General features: G+C 28.7%; 16 protein-coding genes and 1 other annotated feature. Of the genes, 3 read left to right on the forward strand and 13 right to left on the reverse strand.

Translation table 11 applies throughout. The annotated features are described in order from the left end of the window. Positions 1–169: 169 nt before the first annotated feature. On the forward strand, positions 170–1156 hold the full coding sequence (locus I4U58_RS07600) for a lipoate--protein ligase (RefSeq protein WP_195930689.1): 987 nt from the start codon (positions 170–172) through the stop codon (positions 1154–1156). 71 nt (positions 1157–1227) lie between these two features. On the opposite strand, the gene tyrS is transcribed toward I4U58_RS07600, so the two are convergent. The 12 genes from tyrS to I4U58_RS07660 form a co-directional block, all read right to left on the reverse strand. After that, positions 1228–2457 (reverse strand): tyrosine--tRNA ligase, encoded by a 1230-nt coding sequence (gene tyrS, locus I4U58_RS07605; RefSeq protein ID WP_195930690.1) that lies wholly within the window; start codon positions 2455–2457, stop codon positions 1228–1230. A gap of 129 nt (positions 2458–2586) precedes the next feature. Further along, positions 2587–2816: a binding site (T-box leader), on the reverse strand. A 117-nt stretch (positions 2817–2933) separates the two neighbouring features. Continuing rightward, a complete protein-coding gene (locus tag I4U58_RS07610) occupies positions 2934–3182 on the reverse strand; it encodes a TIGR03905 family TSCPD domain-containing protein (protein ID WP_022071090.1) in 249 nt (82 codons plus the stop codon). A gap of 211 nt (positions 3183–3393) precedes the next feature. Next, positions 3394–3690, reverse strand: a complete 297-nt coding sequence (locus I4U58_RS07615; RefSeq protein WP_172790283.1) for a nitrous oxide-stimulated promoter family protein — start codon at positions 3688–3690, stop codon at positions 3394–3396. A 94-nt stretch (positions 3691–3784) separates the two neighbouring features. Next, a complete protein-coding gene (locus I4U58_RS07620) occupies positions 3785–5461 on the reverse strand; it encodes an ABC transporter ATP-binding protein (protein ID WP_195930691.1) in 1677 nt (558 codons plus the stop codon). A gap of 1 nt (position 5462) precedes the next feature. Further along, entirely contained in the window at positions 5463–7250 is a 1788-nt protein-coding gene (locus I4U58_RS07625; protein WP_195930692.1) for an ABC transporter ATP-binding protein/permease, read from the reverse strand. 1 nt (position 7251) lies between these two features. Beyond that, positions 7252–7632, reverse strand: a complete 381-nt coding sequence (locus tag I4U58_RS07630) for a YbaN family protein (RefSeq protein ID WP_195930694.1) — start codon at positions 7630–7632, stop codon at positions 7252–7254. Positions 7633–7754: 122 nt separating this feature from the next. Further along, positions 7755–8528 carry an ABC transporter ATP-binding protein gene (locus I4U58_RS07635; RefSeq protein WP_195930696.1) on the reverse strand — a complete coding sequence of 258 codons (774 nt, stop codon included), beginning with the start codon at positions 8526–8528 and terminating at the stop codon, positions 7755–7757. Then, positions 8528–9532, reverse strand: a complete 1005-nt coding sequence (locus I4U58_RS07640; RefSeq protein WP_195930697.1) for an iron ABC transporter permease — start codon at positions 9530–9532, stop codon at positions 8528–8530. The genes I4U58_RS07635 and I4U58_RS07640 overlap by 1 nt, the downstream gene beginning before the upstream one ends. After that, entirely contained in the window at positions 9525–10397 is an 873-nt protein-coding gene (gene isdE, locus I4U58_RS07645) for a heme ABC transporter substrate-binding protein IsdE (protein WP_243269581.1), read from the reverse strand. The genes I4U58_RS07640 and isdE overlap by 8 nt, the downstream gene beginning before the upstream one ends. 153 nt (positions 10398–10550) lie before the next feature. Next, positions 10551–11054, reverse strand: coding sequence for a class D sortase (locus I4U58_RS07650; protein ID WP_243269582.1), 504 nt, complete (start codon positions 11052–11054; stop codon positions 10551–10553). Positions 11055–11099: 45 nt separating this feature from the next. Further along, a complete protein-coding gene (locus tag I4U58_RS07655; RefSeq protein WP_195930700.1) occupies positions 11100–11735 on the reverse strand; it encodes an NEAT domain-containing protein in 636 nt (211 codons plus the stop codon). A gap of 9 nt (positions 11736–11744) precedes the next feature. Beyond that, positions 11745–13418: an NEAT domain-containing protein gene (locus tag I4U58_RS07660; protein ID WP_195930702.1), complete on the reverse strand. Its 1674-nt coding sequence runs from the start codon at positions 13416–13418 to the stop codon at positions 11745–11747. Positions 13419–13673: 255 nt separating this feature from the next. Between I4U58_RS07660 and I4U58_RS07665 the strand changes: the two genes are divergently transcribed. After that, complete coding sequence (locus I4U58_RS07665) at positions 13674–14084, forward strand: hypothetical protein (RefSeq protein WP_195930704.1); 411 nt, start codon at positions 13674–13676, stop codon at positions 14082–14084. Between the two features lie 177 nt (positions 14085–14261). After that, positions 14262–14477 carry a DUF2992 family protein gene (locus I4U58_RS07670; protein ID WP_195930706.1) on the forward strand — a complete coding sequence of 72 codons (216 nt, stop codon included), beginning with the start codon at positions 14262–14264 and terminating at the stop codon, positions 14475–14477. A gap of 211 nt (positions 14478–14688) precedes the next feature. On the opposite strand, the gene I4U58_RS07675 is transcribed toward I4U58_RS07670, so the two are convergent. Continuing rightward, positions 14689–15786, reverse strand: coding sequence for a KamA family radical SAM protein (locus tag I4U58_RS07675; protein WP_195930708.1), 1098 nt, complete (start codon positions 15784–15786; stop codon positions 14689–14691). Positions 15787–15910 lie beyond the last annotated feature (124 nt).

Below are 15910 nucleotides of genomic sequence, written 5' to 3' on the forward strand. Positions count from 1 at the left end.
AAAGAAAGTATTTAAAATTAAGTTTTTATTTACCTAAAAATCATTGGAAAAATTTTGATACAAATTAAAGGATTTTTTATATTTATGTCGAAAGTATTACTATTAAAATATAAATTTATATTGTATTCATATTAAAAATATTTTAAATCCATAGGAGGACAACAATTTAATGTTATTAATTTACAACGAAAGAACAAATCCCTACTTTAATTTAGCAATGGAAGAATACTTCTTAAAAAATACAAATGAAGATTTATTTTTACTTTGGAGAAATGAATCAGCAATTGTAGTTGGAAAAAACCAAAATACTTTATCTGAAATAAATTACGAATACATAAAAGAACACGACATAAAAGTAGTTAGAAGACAATCAGGTGGAGGAGCAGTTTTTCATGATTTAGGAAATTTATGCTTTACATTTATAGCTTGTAACAACAATAGCTTTAGTGATTTTAAACGCTTTACTATGCCTATTGTAGAAGCTTTAAAAGGACTTGGAATAAATGCAGAATTCTCTGGACGTAATGACTTATTAATAGACGGACAAAAGTTCTCAGGAAACGCTCAATACAACTATCAAAATAAAGTTATGCACCACGGTACTTTATTATTCTCTTCAGAAATAAACGACGTATCTGCTGCACTTAAAGTAAAACCTATAAAATTTGAAGGTAAATCTGTTAAATCTGTAAAATCTAGAGTAACTAATATAAGTGAACATTTAAAACAACCTATGACAGTTTTAGAATTTAAAGATTACTTAATGGATTTTGTAGCTAAAACAGACAAAGATAGTAAAATGTATACTATGACTGATGAAGACATAGCCTCTATAGAAAAATTAGTAGAAGAAAAATACAGTACTTGGGATTGGAACTATGGTAACTCACCAAAATTTGCTCTAAGCAATGAATTAAAATATGCTGGAGGAAATGTTGAGTTTAATTTAAATGTAGAAAAAGGAATTATAACTGATATTAAATTCTTTGGTGATTTCTTTGGAAAAGAAGATGTATCATTTATAGAAGAGAAATTAACTGGTGTTAAACACAATGAACAGTCTATAAGAGAAGCTTTAAAAGATGTAAATATAAATGACTACTTCTTAAATGCAAGTGTAGATGTATTAGTCGATGGTATAATTGGAGTTAAATAGTAAAAACAAAAAATTAATATAAAAAGGAGCTATGATTAATTTCATAACTCCTTTTTTATATTAAATATAAATTATTTTACTATAACTTTTTTGAATTTCTTTTTACCACGTTTTACAACTGCTCCGTCACCTTCTAATTCTTCTTTAGAAACTGTAGCTTGGATATCTGTTATTTTTTCACCATTTACAGAAACTCCACCTTGTTGTATATTACGTCTAGCTTCTGATCTTGTTGGTGCAAGGTCAGCTTTAACAAGTAAGCTTATTATATCTATTTTACCTTCTTCTAAATCATCTTCACTTAATTCAACAGTAGGCATATTTGCAGCATTTCCTTGGCTAAATAATGCTCTTGAACTTTCTTGAGCAGCTACTGCATCTTCTTCGCTGTGAACTAATTTAGTTAATTCGTATGCAAGTATTTCTTTAGCTTTATTAAGCTCGCTACCTTCCCAGTTTTCCATTGCTTTTATTTCTTCAAGTGGTAAGAAAGTAAGCATTTTTAAGCATTTTATAACGTCAGCATCTGATACGTTTCTCCAGTATTGGTAGAATTCAAATGGAGAAGTTTTATTAGGGTCTAGCCATACAGCACCTGATTGAGTTTTACCCATTTTCTTACCTTCAGAGTTAAGAAGAAGAGTTATAGTCATAGCGTATGCATTTTCTCCTAATTTACGTCTTATTAGGTCAGTTCCTGCAAGCATGTTTGACCATTGGTCGTTACCACCTAATTGCATTTGGCATCCGTATTTTTGGTATAATTGATAGAAATCGTAAGCTTGCATTATCATGTAGTTGAATTCTAAGAAAGTAAGCCCACCTTCTCTGTCCATTCTTTGTTTGTAACATTCAGCAGAAAGCATTCTGTTAACGCTAAAGCAAGAACCAACTTCTCTTAATACGTCTACATAATTTAAGTCAAGTAGCCAGTCAGCGTTGTTTACTAATACTGCTTTGTCATCTGAGAAATCTATAAATTTACTCATTTGTTTTTTGAAACACTCACAGTTATGGTTTATCATCTCTGGAGTCATCATTTGTCTCATATCACTTCTACCAGATGGATCACCTATCATTGTAGTTCCTCCACCTACTAGCGCTATAGGTCTGCTACCAGACATTTGTAATCTCTTCATTAAGCATAAAGCCATGAAGTGACCTACGTGTAGAGAATCAGCAGTAGCATCGAATCCTATATAGAATGTAGCTTTACCTGCATTTATTAATTCTTTTAATTCGTCTTCGTCAGTTACTTGTGCGATAAGTCCTCTTTCGACTAATTCTTCGTATACTGTCATTTTATTCACTCCTTTATTTAAAATTAAATATAATTTCATGTTTTAATAAATTTTTTAAAATATTTATTAAGTTTTAATTTAGTTAATATGAAAAATTTATTTTGTAAAATATAAAAGCCCTCGTCCTATCTAAAGGACGAGGGCATATCTCGCGTTACCACCTTTGTTTATAGATAATTCACATTATCTACCTCAGTGAGTTAAAAACTCTGCACTATAACGTGTGCACACGTCACTCCCTACTATATTTCAAAAGTGAAGCTCAAAGGTGTATTCATAATATCCCTAGCGCGCCTCTCATCAACCGGCTACTTTCTGTTTAAGTTATTATTATTACTATTCCTTATCTTAGCTTTTTATATTATTATTGACAAATTTTGATTTTATATACATATACATTATATTATATTCAAAGTCAAAATTTTTGTCAATAATTATATATTAATACTAAATATAAATATATTTTATCTATGTAATTATTTTATATTTTCTTTTATAGCTTTTGATAATTGGTCTGGACATGAAGTCATTTTGTTTCCACAAGTAGTTCCTTCTAATTTGTCTGCAACTTCTAATGCATTTTGTCCTATTAATAATTTAGCCATTCCTGAAAGATTTCCGTTACATCCTCCTACGAATTCAACGTCAGTTATTGTGTTATTTTCATCAACTGAGAAGTTCATTTCTCTACAGCATATTCCTGAAGTTTTAAAGTTTATTTCCATTATATACCTCCATTTTTTTAATTGTATATTCTATAATTATAAACAATATACAATACATATTTTTACTATTATTATATTATTTTTAGCTATATCTATTATCCATAAAAATGGCACAAATTGCAAGGGAAATAAGCAAAAAAAGGAGATAAATCACAAAAACTTTATCTCCTTTTTATAATAAATTGCAAAAATCTTTAAGCTAAATATTTTCTTATTTTCCTATAAGATGTCTGAAGAAATCAACTGGTCTGTATATTAATAATCTAGGACCACTGAACTTCATAACGTCTTTTACTTTTTCTTTCATGCTTTTTTTATAGCAGTGTATAGGACATTTTTGACAGTAAGTTTTTTCTTCACCGAATTTACACTTATCTAGTCTTTGTCTACTGTAATCTAATAATTCTTGACATTCTTCACATAAACCGTCTTTGTGTTTATGTTTTTTCTTACAGTATATATCTACCATTACACCTATTATCTTTTTTTCTCTCTCTATTCTAGTCATATCTATCTTCCATTTCCTCATAAATTCAATTTAAAGTAGGCCGTATGATAAATCACAGGCCTACTAAACTATAAAACTCTATCTAGTACTATATTTATTGTATACGTACAAGTTTTTTGTTTTCTAATCCGTATCTCTTATTGCATATTGCACTACTTGATTTTCTATGAGATACCATTACTATTGTTTTATCTTTACATTCATCATCTATACTTTTTAATATACTTGCCTCATTTAATGTATCTAAGTTACTTGTAGGCTCGTCTAGTATAAGTATGTCACTATTTCTTAAGAATGCTCTAGCCATAGACATTCTTTGTTTTTCACCTGATGATAAGTTTCCACCTAATTCTCCAACATTTGTTTCGTATCCTTGTGGAAGTTTCATTATAAACTCATGGATAGATGCTTTTTTAGCGGCCTCTACAACTTCTTCAAAGCTTGCATTTCTATCACCCATTTTGATGTTATTTAATATTGTATCGTTAAATAAGAATGTATCTTGACTCACTAGAGTTTGAGATTTTCTTAAAGTTTTTGTAGGTATATTTTTTAAGTTTTCATCACCTATTGAGATTTCACCTTTATTTACATTCCAGAATCTCATCATTAATTTAAGAAGTGTACTCTTACCAGATCCACTCTCACCTATTATAGCGACTTTTTCACCTTTTTTAATATCAAGTGATAAGTCTTTTAATATATTTTCTCTATTTTCATAATCAAAGCTTATATTATCTACTTTTATATCTTTTGAAGAAAGTTCTATTTCACCTTCTACATCTTCAACTACTGGCACTTCGTCTAATATATCAAATAGTCTTTGTGCACATGCAAATGTTTGAATTAAGTTGTTTGATAAGTTGCTTAGTGCAACAACTGGTCCAAATGAACTTGCAAGAGTTACTATTGCAACTAATCCTTGTCCTATTGTTATTTGACCTTGTTTATTTAACTCTATACTTACAAATAAGAATGTAAGTATTGCTATCATTATTACTATATCAGTGAAGGCTCTTATTATTCCCTCATGACCTTTTATTACACCCATTTTCTCGTGTAAGTTTTCACTATTTTCGTTTATAGCATTTTTTCTATCTTCACCTTTATCAAATAAAAGTATTTCTTTTATACCATTTAAACTTTCTAAGAAGTATGAGTTTGAATCTGCAAATGCAGCTCTATATTCAACCCCACCTTGTTTAGCAAATTTTGATGAGAATACTGGTATAAAGTATCCTACTATTAGATAAAATACTACTGATAATGCCCCAAATACTGGGTTTATACTAAATAATACGCATGCTATTATAATTGATGTAACTACACCTATAGCTATTGGTGCTACTGTATGAGCATAAAATACTTCTAATAATTCTATATCACTTGTTATTATAGATATTAAACTACCTTTTTCTTTTGATTCAAGTTTTGCTGGAGCTAATTTTCTTAACGCTTTAAAAACTTGATCTCTTAATATTGCAAGTATTGTAAAGGCTATAAAGTGTCCTGAATACTGCTCTATAAATCTAAGTATACCTCTAAGTATTGCACAAGCTATAACTATTTTTATAGCAGTAGAGGCACTCATACCTACATTAAATCCTAATATATCTGCTCCTGCAACCATACCAAATGATGTTATTGCAGTTGCAGCTAAAAATCCTAATATACCGAATGATATAGTTATCATCATTATTGGTGCTAGTGGTTTTAAGACTTTTATAAGTCTTAACATTATTTTAAATCCTGATTGTCTCTCTTTATTCATACTATATCACCTCGATTTCATCTGAAGTTTTTTCTAAGTTTTTACTTTCTAATTCGCTGTATATGTTTTCTAAATCATTTTGGTGATCTACTAAGTTTTTATATACTCCGCCTTTTAGCATAAGCTCGTTATGGTTTCCGCTTTCAGCTATTACTCCATTTTCTAACATGTAGATTGTATCTGCATTTTTAACGTTTAATAATCTGTGTGAAATTATTATAACTGTTTTATCTTTAGATATTTTTTCTATACTTTCCCAAATCTTCTCTTCACTTTCTACGTCTATATTTGAAGTAGCCTCGTCGAATATATAGATATCTGGGTTTTTGATTATTGTTCTAGCAAGACAAAGTCTTTGTTTTTGTCCACCAGAAAGTAAGTTTCCGCCTTCTCCAACTTTTGTATCTAATTTGTTTGGAAGGTTTTTAACGAAGCTATCTAAGTTTGCTTCTTTTAATACTGCATAGATTTCTTCATCTGTAGCATCTTTTTTACCCATTTTTATATTTTCTCTTATTGTTGTGTTGAATATATAAGCGTTGTGGTTTATAAATCCAACTTTTTTATTTAATACATCAAATGGTATGTCGTTTAAGTTAATTCCGTTAAATGTTATAGCACCTTTATCTACTTCGTCTATTTTAAGAAGTAAGCTAGTGATTGTACTTTTTCCCGAACCACTTTCTCCGACAAACGCAACAGTTTGTTTTTCTTTTATGTCTATATTTATATCTTCTAATATTGTTCTTTTCTTGTCGTAACTATAAGACACGTTTTCTAATTTTATGTCTATATTTTCAAGAGATTTCATTTGTTCTTCAGTTAAAGATGGTTTTTCTTCTACTTCTATATCAAGTAAGTCAAATATTCTATCACTTGCTGATATACCATTCATAGCAACGTGGAATAGTGAACCTAAAAGTCTCATCGGTAAGAAGAATTCTGCACTTAAAAGTATTATAATTAAAAGCCCACCAGGAGTTATTATCCCATTTCTAAATTGGCTTATAGCTATTAATATACCTATTGCTGAACCACCGTAAGCAACTAAATCCATTATTGTTATTGAATTTAACTGCATTAATAAAACTCTCATTGTTATTTTTCTGAAGTTTTCTGCATCTTCATTCATCTCTTTATTTTTTTCTTCATCTAAGTCAAATATTTTTAAAGTAGTAAGACCTTGAAGATTTTCTAAGAATGAATCACCTAAATTAGTATATACACCCCAGTATTTGCTTAATAATTTTTTAGCTATTTTCATAACTGCCATTATTGTAAGCGGTATTAAAGGTACACATATTAATAATACTAATGCTACTTTAAAGCTTATAAATGATACTACTACAAATAATGTAAGTGGAGCTAATGCACTGTAGAATAATTGTGGTAAAAATCTACCAAAGTATATTTCTAACGCCTCAACACCATCAACACCTATTTGTACTACTGATGATGTAGATATAAATTTATTGTAATTTACACCTATATTTAATAATTTTTCATATATTTTTTCTCTTAATATTTTTTTAACTTCACTTGATGAGTTAAGTGAGAATCTTGTTGAATAATAATTTGCTAAGAATCTTATTACTAAAAGTGATCCTATATAAAGACCATCTCTTAAGTAATTTATTTCTAATTCTGATTTTATTAAACTATCTATTGTATTTCCTATAAATAGGATAACTAATATGTTACATATAATTGATATCCAGTTCATTAGAACTGTCATAGCAATCCATTTTTTAGAACTATTGCATAGTTCTAATAATCTCTTTTTAAACATTTTACACCTCTTCGATTTTTATCGTCTTCATTTTTGTAAAGAATACAACTTTTGTAACCCACATAACTACAATAACTACTCTCATTATTGGGCTTTTAATAGTTATAAACATAAATAGTAAAAGTAATGATACTGGTATAGTAAGCATTAATTTACCTTTTAAAGTCATTCCACCTTTTTCGTGGAAGTTTCTAACGTATTTATCGTAAATTTTTGTATTCATGAATTTTTCGCTTAATTTTTCACTACTACTTATATAACAGTAAGATGTTAAAAGTAATAGTGGTGTTGTAGGAATTAAAGGTAAAAATATTCCTATTATTCCTATTGCTAATGAAATCGTTCCAAGAGCTATAAGCCCTATTTTTTTTAGAGATAACATATCTCTCCCCCTAATTTGAAATATTTGGAAATTACCTATTTAGTAAAACAAGAATGCCTATATAAGCATCCTTGTTTAAAATATTTTATATTAATATTAGATGAGATTATATAAATTATAATCTAACAAATTTGCTTAGGTATAAAGTACACCTCTTCATCTTGTTTATGTATATATCCTGTTACGTTATATACATCTTTTATAGTATCTTCATCTAGAACTTCTTGTGATCTACCTTGCTTTATTAATTTCCCATTTTTCATAATTACGATATTATGACTATAGTTTATAGCTTGGTTTAAATCATGTAAAACCATTATTATCGTAATATTGTACTTTTCGTTTAGAGTTTTTACTACTTCTAGTATCTCTATTTGATGGTAAATATCAAGATAAGTTGTAGGCTCATCAAGAAGTAATACGCCTGTATTTTGTGCAAGCGACATTGCTATAAATGCTCTTTGCTTTTGTCCACCCGATAAATTAACTACTTTTTTATCTTGTATTTCTTCTATACCTGTGGCTTTTAAGGCAAAGTCTATCATTCTTTCATTTTCTTCTTTATCTTCTTTTTTAACATTTGGATATATAGTTCTACCAAATGCAACTAAGTCTCTAACAGTTATATCATCTGGTGCTTCATTTTCTTGATACACACATGATATATATTTTGCAATTTCTTTTTGTTTTAACTTGCCTAAGTCTTTATCTCCTAAATATATTTTTCCAGACTTAGGTTTTAAGTAAGTAGATATCATATGTAAAAGTGTACTTTTTCCACTTCCATTTGGTCCAAGGATAGTAGTAACTTCTCCACTTTTAAATTCTAATGATAAATCTTTTATAAATTCTTGTTTTTTATTATAAGAAAAACTTATATTTTCTAACTTAACCATTATCTTTTGCTCCTTCTAAGTATATAAATAAAGAATGGACCACCTATTAAACACATTGTTACCCCTACTGGTATCTCGTAAGGTCTAAATATATTTCTAGATATTGTGTCTGCTACAAGAAGTAAAAATCCTCCCATAACATAACTAAATGGTATTAAGAATTTATGACTAGATCCTATTAAGAATCTACATATATGTGGTATTACAAGTCCGACAAATGATATAACACCACCAACTCCTGTAGATATACTTGTTAAAAATACTGCTACAAAAGTTATTAATACTCTAACTTTATTTACATTTAACCCTAAACTTTGAGCTGTTTTATCGCCAAGACCCATAAGGTCACAGCATTTTATAACTGATAAGCATAATACAAGCCCTGCTACTGTATAACAAGCTAATATTCTAAAATCTGCCCAAGTTACATTTACTAAACTTCCTAAAAGCCAAGTTTGTATAGTTGAAACTCCTGAACTATTAAATACTGTCATCATTGATGATAATGCATTTAAGATTGAGTTTACACATACACCGGCTAAAATTATTCTAACTGGTGAGAATCCCTTGTCTTCTCCTATTAAATATACAAGACAAGCAGCTACTATACCACCTATAAAAGCTAATATAAGTTTGTATTTTATAAATTGTGAAAATAACACCATTACAGCTATTGATGCTAAACTAGCTCCTGATGATATACCGATTATACCAGGATCAGCTAGTGGATTTTTCATAGTAGTTTGTAAAAGTGCACCTGCTACTGCAAGATTTCCACCGATTAAAACAGCACTTAGAACTCTCGGCATTCTAAGGTCTTTAATAATTAAAAAGTTGTTACTTTGTCTATTTAAGAACATTCCCTCAAGTAATTCTTTGATTGAAATGTCTAAACTACCTATTCTTAAAGATATTAATATTGTAATCAATAAAATAAAAACTGTACCAAGTATCATGCATATTTTTTTAGAACTACTTAAAGTATGTGTTTCTATTCTACTCATATAATATATCTCCTAATTTTTCTACAGCCTCAACTATTTGTAAGTTTGCACTCATACCGAAATAACCATTTTCTAAATAAGTTATATCGTTATTTTTAACTGCATTTACATTTTGCCATAGTTCTTTGCTTAACTCATCTGATACTGCTTTTTTTGCAACTTCTGGATCAGCATGAGTCATAACTAGTATTTTATCTGGATTTAATTTTATTATCTCTTCTAAGTTAAGTGTTGTAAATGAAGTTGCTGCATTTGAGAATATATTTTGTCCTCCTGCTAATTCAACTAAATTTCCTACATAACTTTTATCTGTTGCAACCATTACACTTCCTGGTGCCCCAAATAATACTAAGATTTTATCATCCGATTTTTTATTAGAATTAACTTTTTCTTCTACTTTGTTTATTTCATCTAGTATTTCATTTGCTTTATCTTGTTTTCCGAATTTTTCTCCTAAAGCTGTTACAGTTTCTTTTAATCCATCAACTGTGCTTAAGTTGTAAAAATCAGCGTCTATGTTATTTTCTTTAAATTGTTTTTCATAATCACTTCCTAGTGTATCTACGCATATTACACTTGTAGGATTTAATGATTTTATTATTTCCATATCTGGACTCATTGGACTTCCAACTTCTGTTGCACCTTTTGCGCTTTCTGGAAGGTCGTAATTAGTTTTTGGAACACCGCTAACTGCTACATCTAATCTATCAAGTATTTGAGTTATTGCAACAGATGTTGCTACAACTACATCTCCTTTATTAGCTGAATTATTTTCTGAACTAGCGCTATCTGTATTACTGCTTGAACATCCAACTACAGAAAAAGTAACCATTAAAATAGATATTAAACTTAAAATCTTTTTCAACTTCTCGTCCTCATTTCCTATATCACAATACTGTCTTTTTTAATTCTCTTTAATTGTCATTTATATAAATTTAAATAATTTTCAAATCCATATTTTGGCTTTTTTATCTTTATGATATTTAATTTATCCTTATTTGCCAAAATTTAAGAGAAATTACTCCATAATTTCTCCTTTAATAATAAGTCTTTTTTTACCACCATTTGTACAAGTAACTAAAGTTATCTCTTTTTTACTCATATCTTGGGTAAGTACTGAAGTATTTTCAGCCTCTGTATCAAATTTTTCTGTTATCTTATACTTAAATATGCCCTTTGTAGTTTCAATTTCTATTTCATCGTTTATTTTTACTTTGTGTAGTTCGTTAAATACTTGGTTATACAAATAACTACTATGTCCTGCAACAGAGAAATTGCCCTCTTCTCCTGGCATAGCAGTTCCTTCAAAGTGACATGCATAATATTTTAGATACTTATTATCTGTGCCCTCTACGATTACTGTTTCCAAACCTACTGAATTAACCCTCATAATTGCGATTTCTTCTCCAGGTTCATAAGTTTGTTTTACTTCAGCTTGTTTTATTTCTTGTTTGAACTTATCTATACTGTTGTTTTCAACATATTTTGAATAATACCTTAATCCTTGCGGGATTATTATCATTAATAATCCCACAAGGATTAAAAATATACTTAATTTTTTTCGCATCTATTTTTTCTTCTTATTAAATATTACTATTCCCGCAACAACTGCTACTACAGCTACTGCTCCTGCTATTATTACAGGTGTAGAAGATTTAGATTCTTTAGCTTCGTCTTGAGTTTTTTCAGCATCATTATTTGATTCTTCATTCTCAGTATTTGTAGCTTTAACTTCTTCCTCTTCTTCTTCTACTTCGTATTTTTCAACAAGTTCTAAAGTATCGAAATTAGGTATTATATCAAATTCAACGTCTCTTCCCATAGCGTCAACATATATTTGAGTTTGGATCTTTGAATCTAATGAATCAACGTTAAATTTTAATTTAACAGTTGAAGCACCTTCTTCAACAGTTTCTACATTTTCTACAGGTTTACCATCTACTGTAAATCTGTGATTGTTCATGTATTCAGTTCCACTAAATCCTATTATGTAGTTGTAAGTTCCGTCACCTACTACTTCAAGTTGCATAGTCTCATCTAAATAAGTTCTCGCCATTGTCATTCCAATTTCTTGTTCATGATAAACGTCGTTTTGTATGTTGTATAATCCTGGTTCTATATCTTCATTTCCTGCAGCAAATGCTACATTAGTTAAACAAAGTATAGTCAAACATATAGTAAATAAATGCTTTAAAATTTTCATGCTTAAGTCCTACTTTCTTTTTCTTCTTCCTATAAATGCACCTAATGCAGTTATTAAACTACCACCAGCTAACATTGATTCTGCGTTTATTACGCTACCTGTTTGTGGTAAGCTACTTCCTGATCCATCTATATCTTTTACAAATGTATAAGTGCTTTCTAATAATTGAACACCGAATTCAACTGATCTGCTCATTGGTATTATGTATGCACTTACTTTTATATCATCTTTTAATGAGCTTATTTTAAATCTGTAGCTTTTGCTAGTTGAAGAAGATGCAGTTACTTGATGGCTTACTAATGAACCATTTACATAGAATTTATGGTTGTTCATTAAGTTTGTACCTGTGAATGTAAGTGTTAAGTAAAGTTGTCCATCTATATCTTCTACTTTAGAAGTTTGGTTTAAATATTTTCTAGCCATTTCTCTACCAGTTTCGTTTTGGTGAACTACTTTATTTTGTATAGTATAAAGTTTACCTTTTGTAGCAGTATCTCCAACTACTGTATCATTTGAACCAGAGTTTGAATCATTTGATCCTCCACCTGTGTTTCCGCCACCTGGTATAGTACCTTGGTTGTTGTTTTCTGGTAATTGACCTTCTTGGTTAGCACTTACAAATTTTAATGTAGATTCGTTTAATTTAACATCGAAATCAACTGTTTTGCTCATTGCATCTACATATGTACTTATGTTAAGTTTTGTTGATAAACTTGGTATTTCAACTTTTATTCTTATAGTATCATTTCCAACATTTGTTTTTGTATAGCTTAAAGTTTTTGAGTTAGCTTTTATAACTATATTTTTCATTAAACTACTTTGTCCTATTTCTAATGTTAAGTAGTATTTTCCATCTTTTATTTCAACGTTACTAGTTTCGTTTAAGATTCCTCTAACCATTGAATATCCTACTGGATTGTCTAATATAACAACATTTTTTACTTGATAATGACCATTTTTATATGTTCCATTTGATGAGTTGTTGTCATTTTTATCTGATGTAGATCCGTTTGAATTGTTTCCGTTGTTGTTTCCATTGTTTCCGTTATCTACATTGTCATTTTTATCATCTTTGTCTTCTTCTTTGTCGTCTTTATCTTCTTTATCGTCTTTGTTATCTTTATCTTCTTCAGGTTTTTGCTCTGGTTGTTGTTCTGGTTGTTGTGGTTTTTGAGTTGGACTAGTAACTGTATCGTCTTTGTCCTCAGTTGAACCTGTTGATATTTTAGCATCTACTCTAGCAGTAGCATTTACTATAAAATTACCAAATGGATTTATTTGGAATTTTATTCTTATATCATCATTTAAAGAAGATATTTCGAAAGTAATAGTTCTAACTTTAGTTGATTCATTTAATTCATTTTCGTATTTTATTTCTTGACCATTTATAGTAGGTACTACAGATTTCATTAAATCTCCAGATCCTAATTCTAAAACCATATATCTTTTTCCGTTTTCTACTTTTAAGTAGCTGTCTTGTAGGTAACTATTTGCAGAAGATGCTTCATCTGAATTATCTTTTTTGAAAGTTGTATCTAAGTCTATTCTTTGTTGACTTGCTACAACAGCACTTTGTGCGTTAGTTAGTTCAGCTGCATATGAACTACTTATACTCCCCCCAAATATTGTTAAAATTGCTAATGCAGCCATAGCTGTTTTTACTTTTTTGCTTTTAAATATCATTGTACTCCTCACTTTCAATTTTTTCTGATATAAGAGTAACACAATTTGATAATCAATGTCAATTAGAAATAACTATGTTTTTCAATAAAATTTTTCAAACCATTTAATTTCGTCCTTTTTCTAATTATTTTTAGTATTTTTTCAATTCTTTTTAATCCAATATTTGTTGAAATAATAAATCTATTAGACTATAATTTATATATAGAACAATAATTTATAGACTAAAAAAAAGTTTTTATCAGGGGGGATTTAGTCATGAAATTTGGCGATAGAATTTTATATGATAATGGTAGTGAAAGTTCTTTAGGTGTATATTTAAAAGAAATAAGCACTCATGAAGCGCTCGTTAGACTAGATGATGATTCAATAAAAAAAGTTTTACCTAAAGAAAAACTTATATTTGTAAAAAACATGGACAACATGGATTTAGCACAAGCTTTAATAGTTGCCGACTATATAGCTAAGGAAAAATATGATGGGCATTACACTTTATTTGGATTTTCAACTGGTTATAGATTTTGTTTTGGAACATTAGACAAAGTTTCTTATCATACTACACATTTAATGCCTCTTGGTAAGACTATTGAAGAAGCTATTAAAAAAGCTATCGACGGTAAAGTAGATGTCGATTTAATTTTAGATAAAGAAGATAAAATGATGAGATAGATGTTGATACTTTTCAATTATATATATCTCTCTAGTTTACAAAACTTGTATTAATTTTAAATTAGTACAAGTTTTTTCTATGTATACTTGTTATTTTTGGAATAGTTTGTAAACTTTCAGAATAATTATTATTAAGAATTATACTAACTCTTTATAATTAGTCTGGGGGGATTTAATATGAATAATGTGTCTGCAAATCTAAAAATATATTTTGAAGAGCCAAAGTGGATTTGTGAGTATTTTAGAAAAACAGGTGATGAAGTTGAAATATGTAAATTGTTTTTTGATTTTGAACCTGTTTCTAGTGATATTTACAAATATTTTGTAAAAAATTTTAATAACTTAACTTTCAAAAAAAGTAAATTTGATATAGACAAATCAATATTAATTTAGATTTTTTAATAATATAAAATAAAAAATTCGCTTCGCTCATGGCGCCAACGAATCGGAGATTCCGTTGCTTAAGTTAATAGGTTGGAAATTATACATTATCCATAAACCAGATAATATATAATTTCCTTAGAATAAAAAAAGGCGTGAATTATTGTTCACGTCTTTTTATTTTGAATCAAATAAAACTTTAGTCTATATTTGATTATATAATTTAATCTATATCATATAACCAGCATGTATCTTTTTCTAGTTTTTTAGTAAAAATTCTGCTGTAATCTTTTTCGTATTTTGCCTCATGAAATTTAAATATCATTTCATCTCCTAATTTACCAACGACTTCTATTTTGCCACTTTCACAAGAAAAACAATATTTAAAACATTTACCCTGTCCATTTTGCATAGCTTTTGCACCTTCAATTATCTCATAGCCCCTTTCAAATGGAACTTGAAATTGTCCTTTTACTCCCTTTACTGGTCTACATTGAAATATATAATAAGGTACTACACCGATTGATGTAAGTTTTTTTAATAATGATCCTAAAACATGAGAATCGTCATTTACTCCTTTTAAGAGTACAGTTTGGTTTTTGACAACTATACCTATTTTTTGAAGCATTTTTATTGCTTTTTTAGATTCTTCTGTTACTTCATTTGGATGATTAAACTGCGTAACTATATAGATTTGTTTTTTCTTTGAATATTTTTTTAATATTTCTAATAATTGCAAATCTTCAGATATTCTCTGTGGCATAACGACTGGTATTCTGGTACCAAATCTTATAAAATCTAAATTATCTATGGATGTAAACAATTTTAATAAATACTCTATTTTTGTATTAGAATTTACAAGAGAGTCCCCTCCAGAAATGAGTACATTTGAGATTTCTTTATGCTCTTTTATATATTGAGCCATTTCTTCAAAATGTTTAGCTATTTCTTCATCAGATAATCCCACTAATCTTTTTCTAAAACAATGTCTACAGTACATAGCGCATTGATTTGTGGATAAAATCATAACTGTTTCATTATATTTATGTTGCATTCCTGTAATTACAGTGTTGTCTCCTTCCCCACTAGTATCAAATGTCCCTTCTAAGTCCTTTTCAAACTCAGATGGTATTGCCATTTTTCTTATAGGGTCATTTTTATCTTCTTTATTAATAAGTGACAAATAATATGCTGGTATAGATATTGGAAACTTTTCTGCTATTTCCATTATATTTTTTTGTTCACTTGGGCTTAAATCTAAGAGTACAAATAAATCATTTAATCTATTTATATTTTTCTCTAGTATTGCTGGACAACTCATAAATATCACCCCTATTTTAGTTTTATAATTATATTATACCAAAATCTAACAACTTTTTCTATTTGTATTGTATTTAAAATTACTACATCAGTTTACATTTTATTTTAAAATACAACTGTATATT

This window comes from Clostridium sp. 1001270J_160509_D11, from assembly GCF_015667935.1.
GTDB lineage: Bacteria > Bacillota > Clostridia > Peptostreptococcales > Peptostreptococcaceae > Intestinibacter.

Bases quoted from the DNA above. Each gene is read 5' to 3' on its own strand.
- I4U58_RS07625 (WP_195930692.1), bottom strand. From the start codon at position 7,250: ATGTTTAAAAAGAGATTATTAGAACTATGCAATAGTTCTAAAAAATGG.
- I4U58_RS07650 (WP_243269582.1), bottom strand. From the start codon at position 11,054: ATGATAATAATCCCGCAAGGATTAAGGTATTATTCAAAATATGTTGAA.
- I4U58_RS07655 (WP_195930700.1), bottom strand. From the start codon at position 11,735: ATGAAAATTTTAAAGCATTTATTTACTATATGTTTGACTATACTTTGT.
- tyrS (WP_195930690.1), bottom strand. From the start codon at position 2,457: ATGACAGTATACGAAGAATTAGTCGAAAGAGGACTTATCGCACAAGTA.
- I4U58_RS07640 (WP_195930697.1), bottom strand. From the start codon at position 9,532: ATGAGTAGAATAGAAACACATACTTTAAGTAGTTCTAAAAAAATATGC.
- I4U58_RS07630 (WP_195930694.1), bottom strand. From the start codon at position 7,632: ATGTTATCTCTAAAAAAAATAGGGCTTATAGCTCTTGGAACGATTTCA.
- I4U58_RS07600 (WP_195930689.1), top strand. From the start codon at position 170: ATGTTATTAATTTACAACGAAAGAACAAATCCCTACTTTAATTTAGCA.
- I4U58_RS07635 (WP_195930696.1), bottom strand. From the start codon at position 8,528: ATGGTTAAGTTAGAAAATATAAGTTTTTCTTATAATAAAAAACAAGAA.
- I4U58_RS07670 (WP_195930706.1), top strand. From the start codon at position 14,262: ATGAATAATGTGTCTGCAAATCTAAAAATATATTTTGAAGAGCCAAAG.
- I4U58_RS07660 (WP_195930702.1), bottom strand. From the start codon at position 13,418: ATGATATTTAAAAGCAAAAAAGTAAAAACAGCTATGGCTGCATTAGCA.
- I4U58_RS07620 (WP_195930691.1), bottom strand. From the start codon at position 5,461: ATGAATAAAGAGAGACAATCAGGATTTAAAATAATGTTAAGACTTATA.
- I4U58_RS07610 (WP_022071090.1), bottom strand. From the start codon at position 3,182: ATGGAAATAAACTTTAAAACTTCAGGAATATGCTGTAGAGAAATGAAC.
- I4U58_RS07615 (WP_172790283.1), bottom strand. From the start codon at position 3,690: ATGACTAGAATAGAGAGAGAAAAAAAGATAATAGGTGTAATGGTAGAT.
- I4U58_RS07665 (WP_195930704.1), top strand. From the start codon at position 13,674: ATGAAATTTGGCGATAGAATTTTATATGATAATGGTAGTGAAAGTTCT.
- I4U58_RS07675 (WP_195930708.1), bottom strand. From the start codon at position 15,786: ATGAGTTGTCCAGCAATACTAGAGAAAAATATAAATAGATTAAATGAT.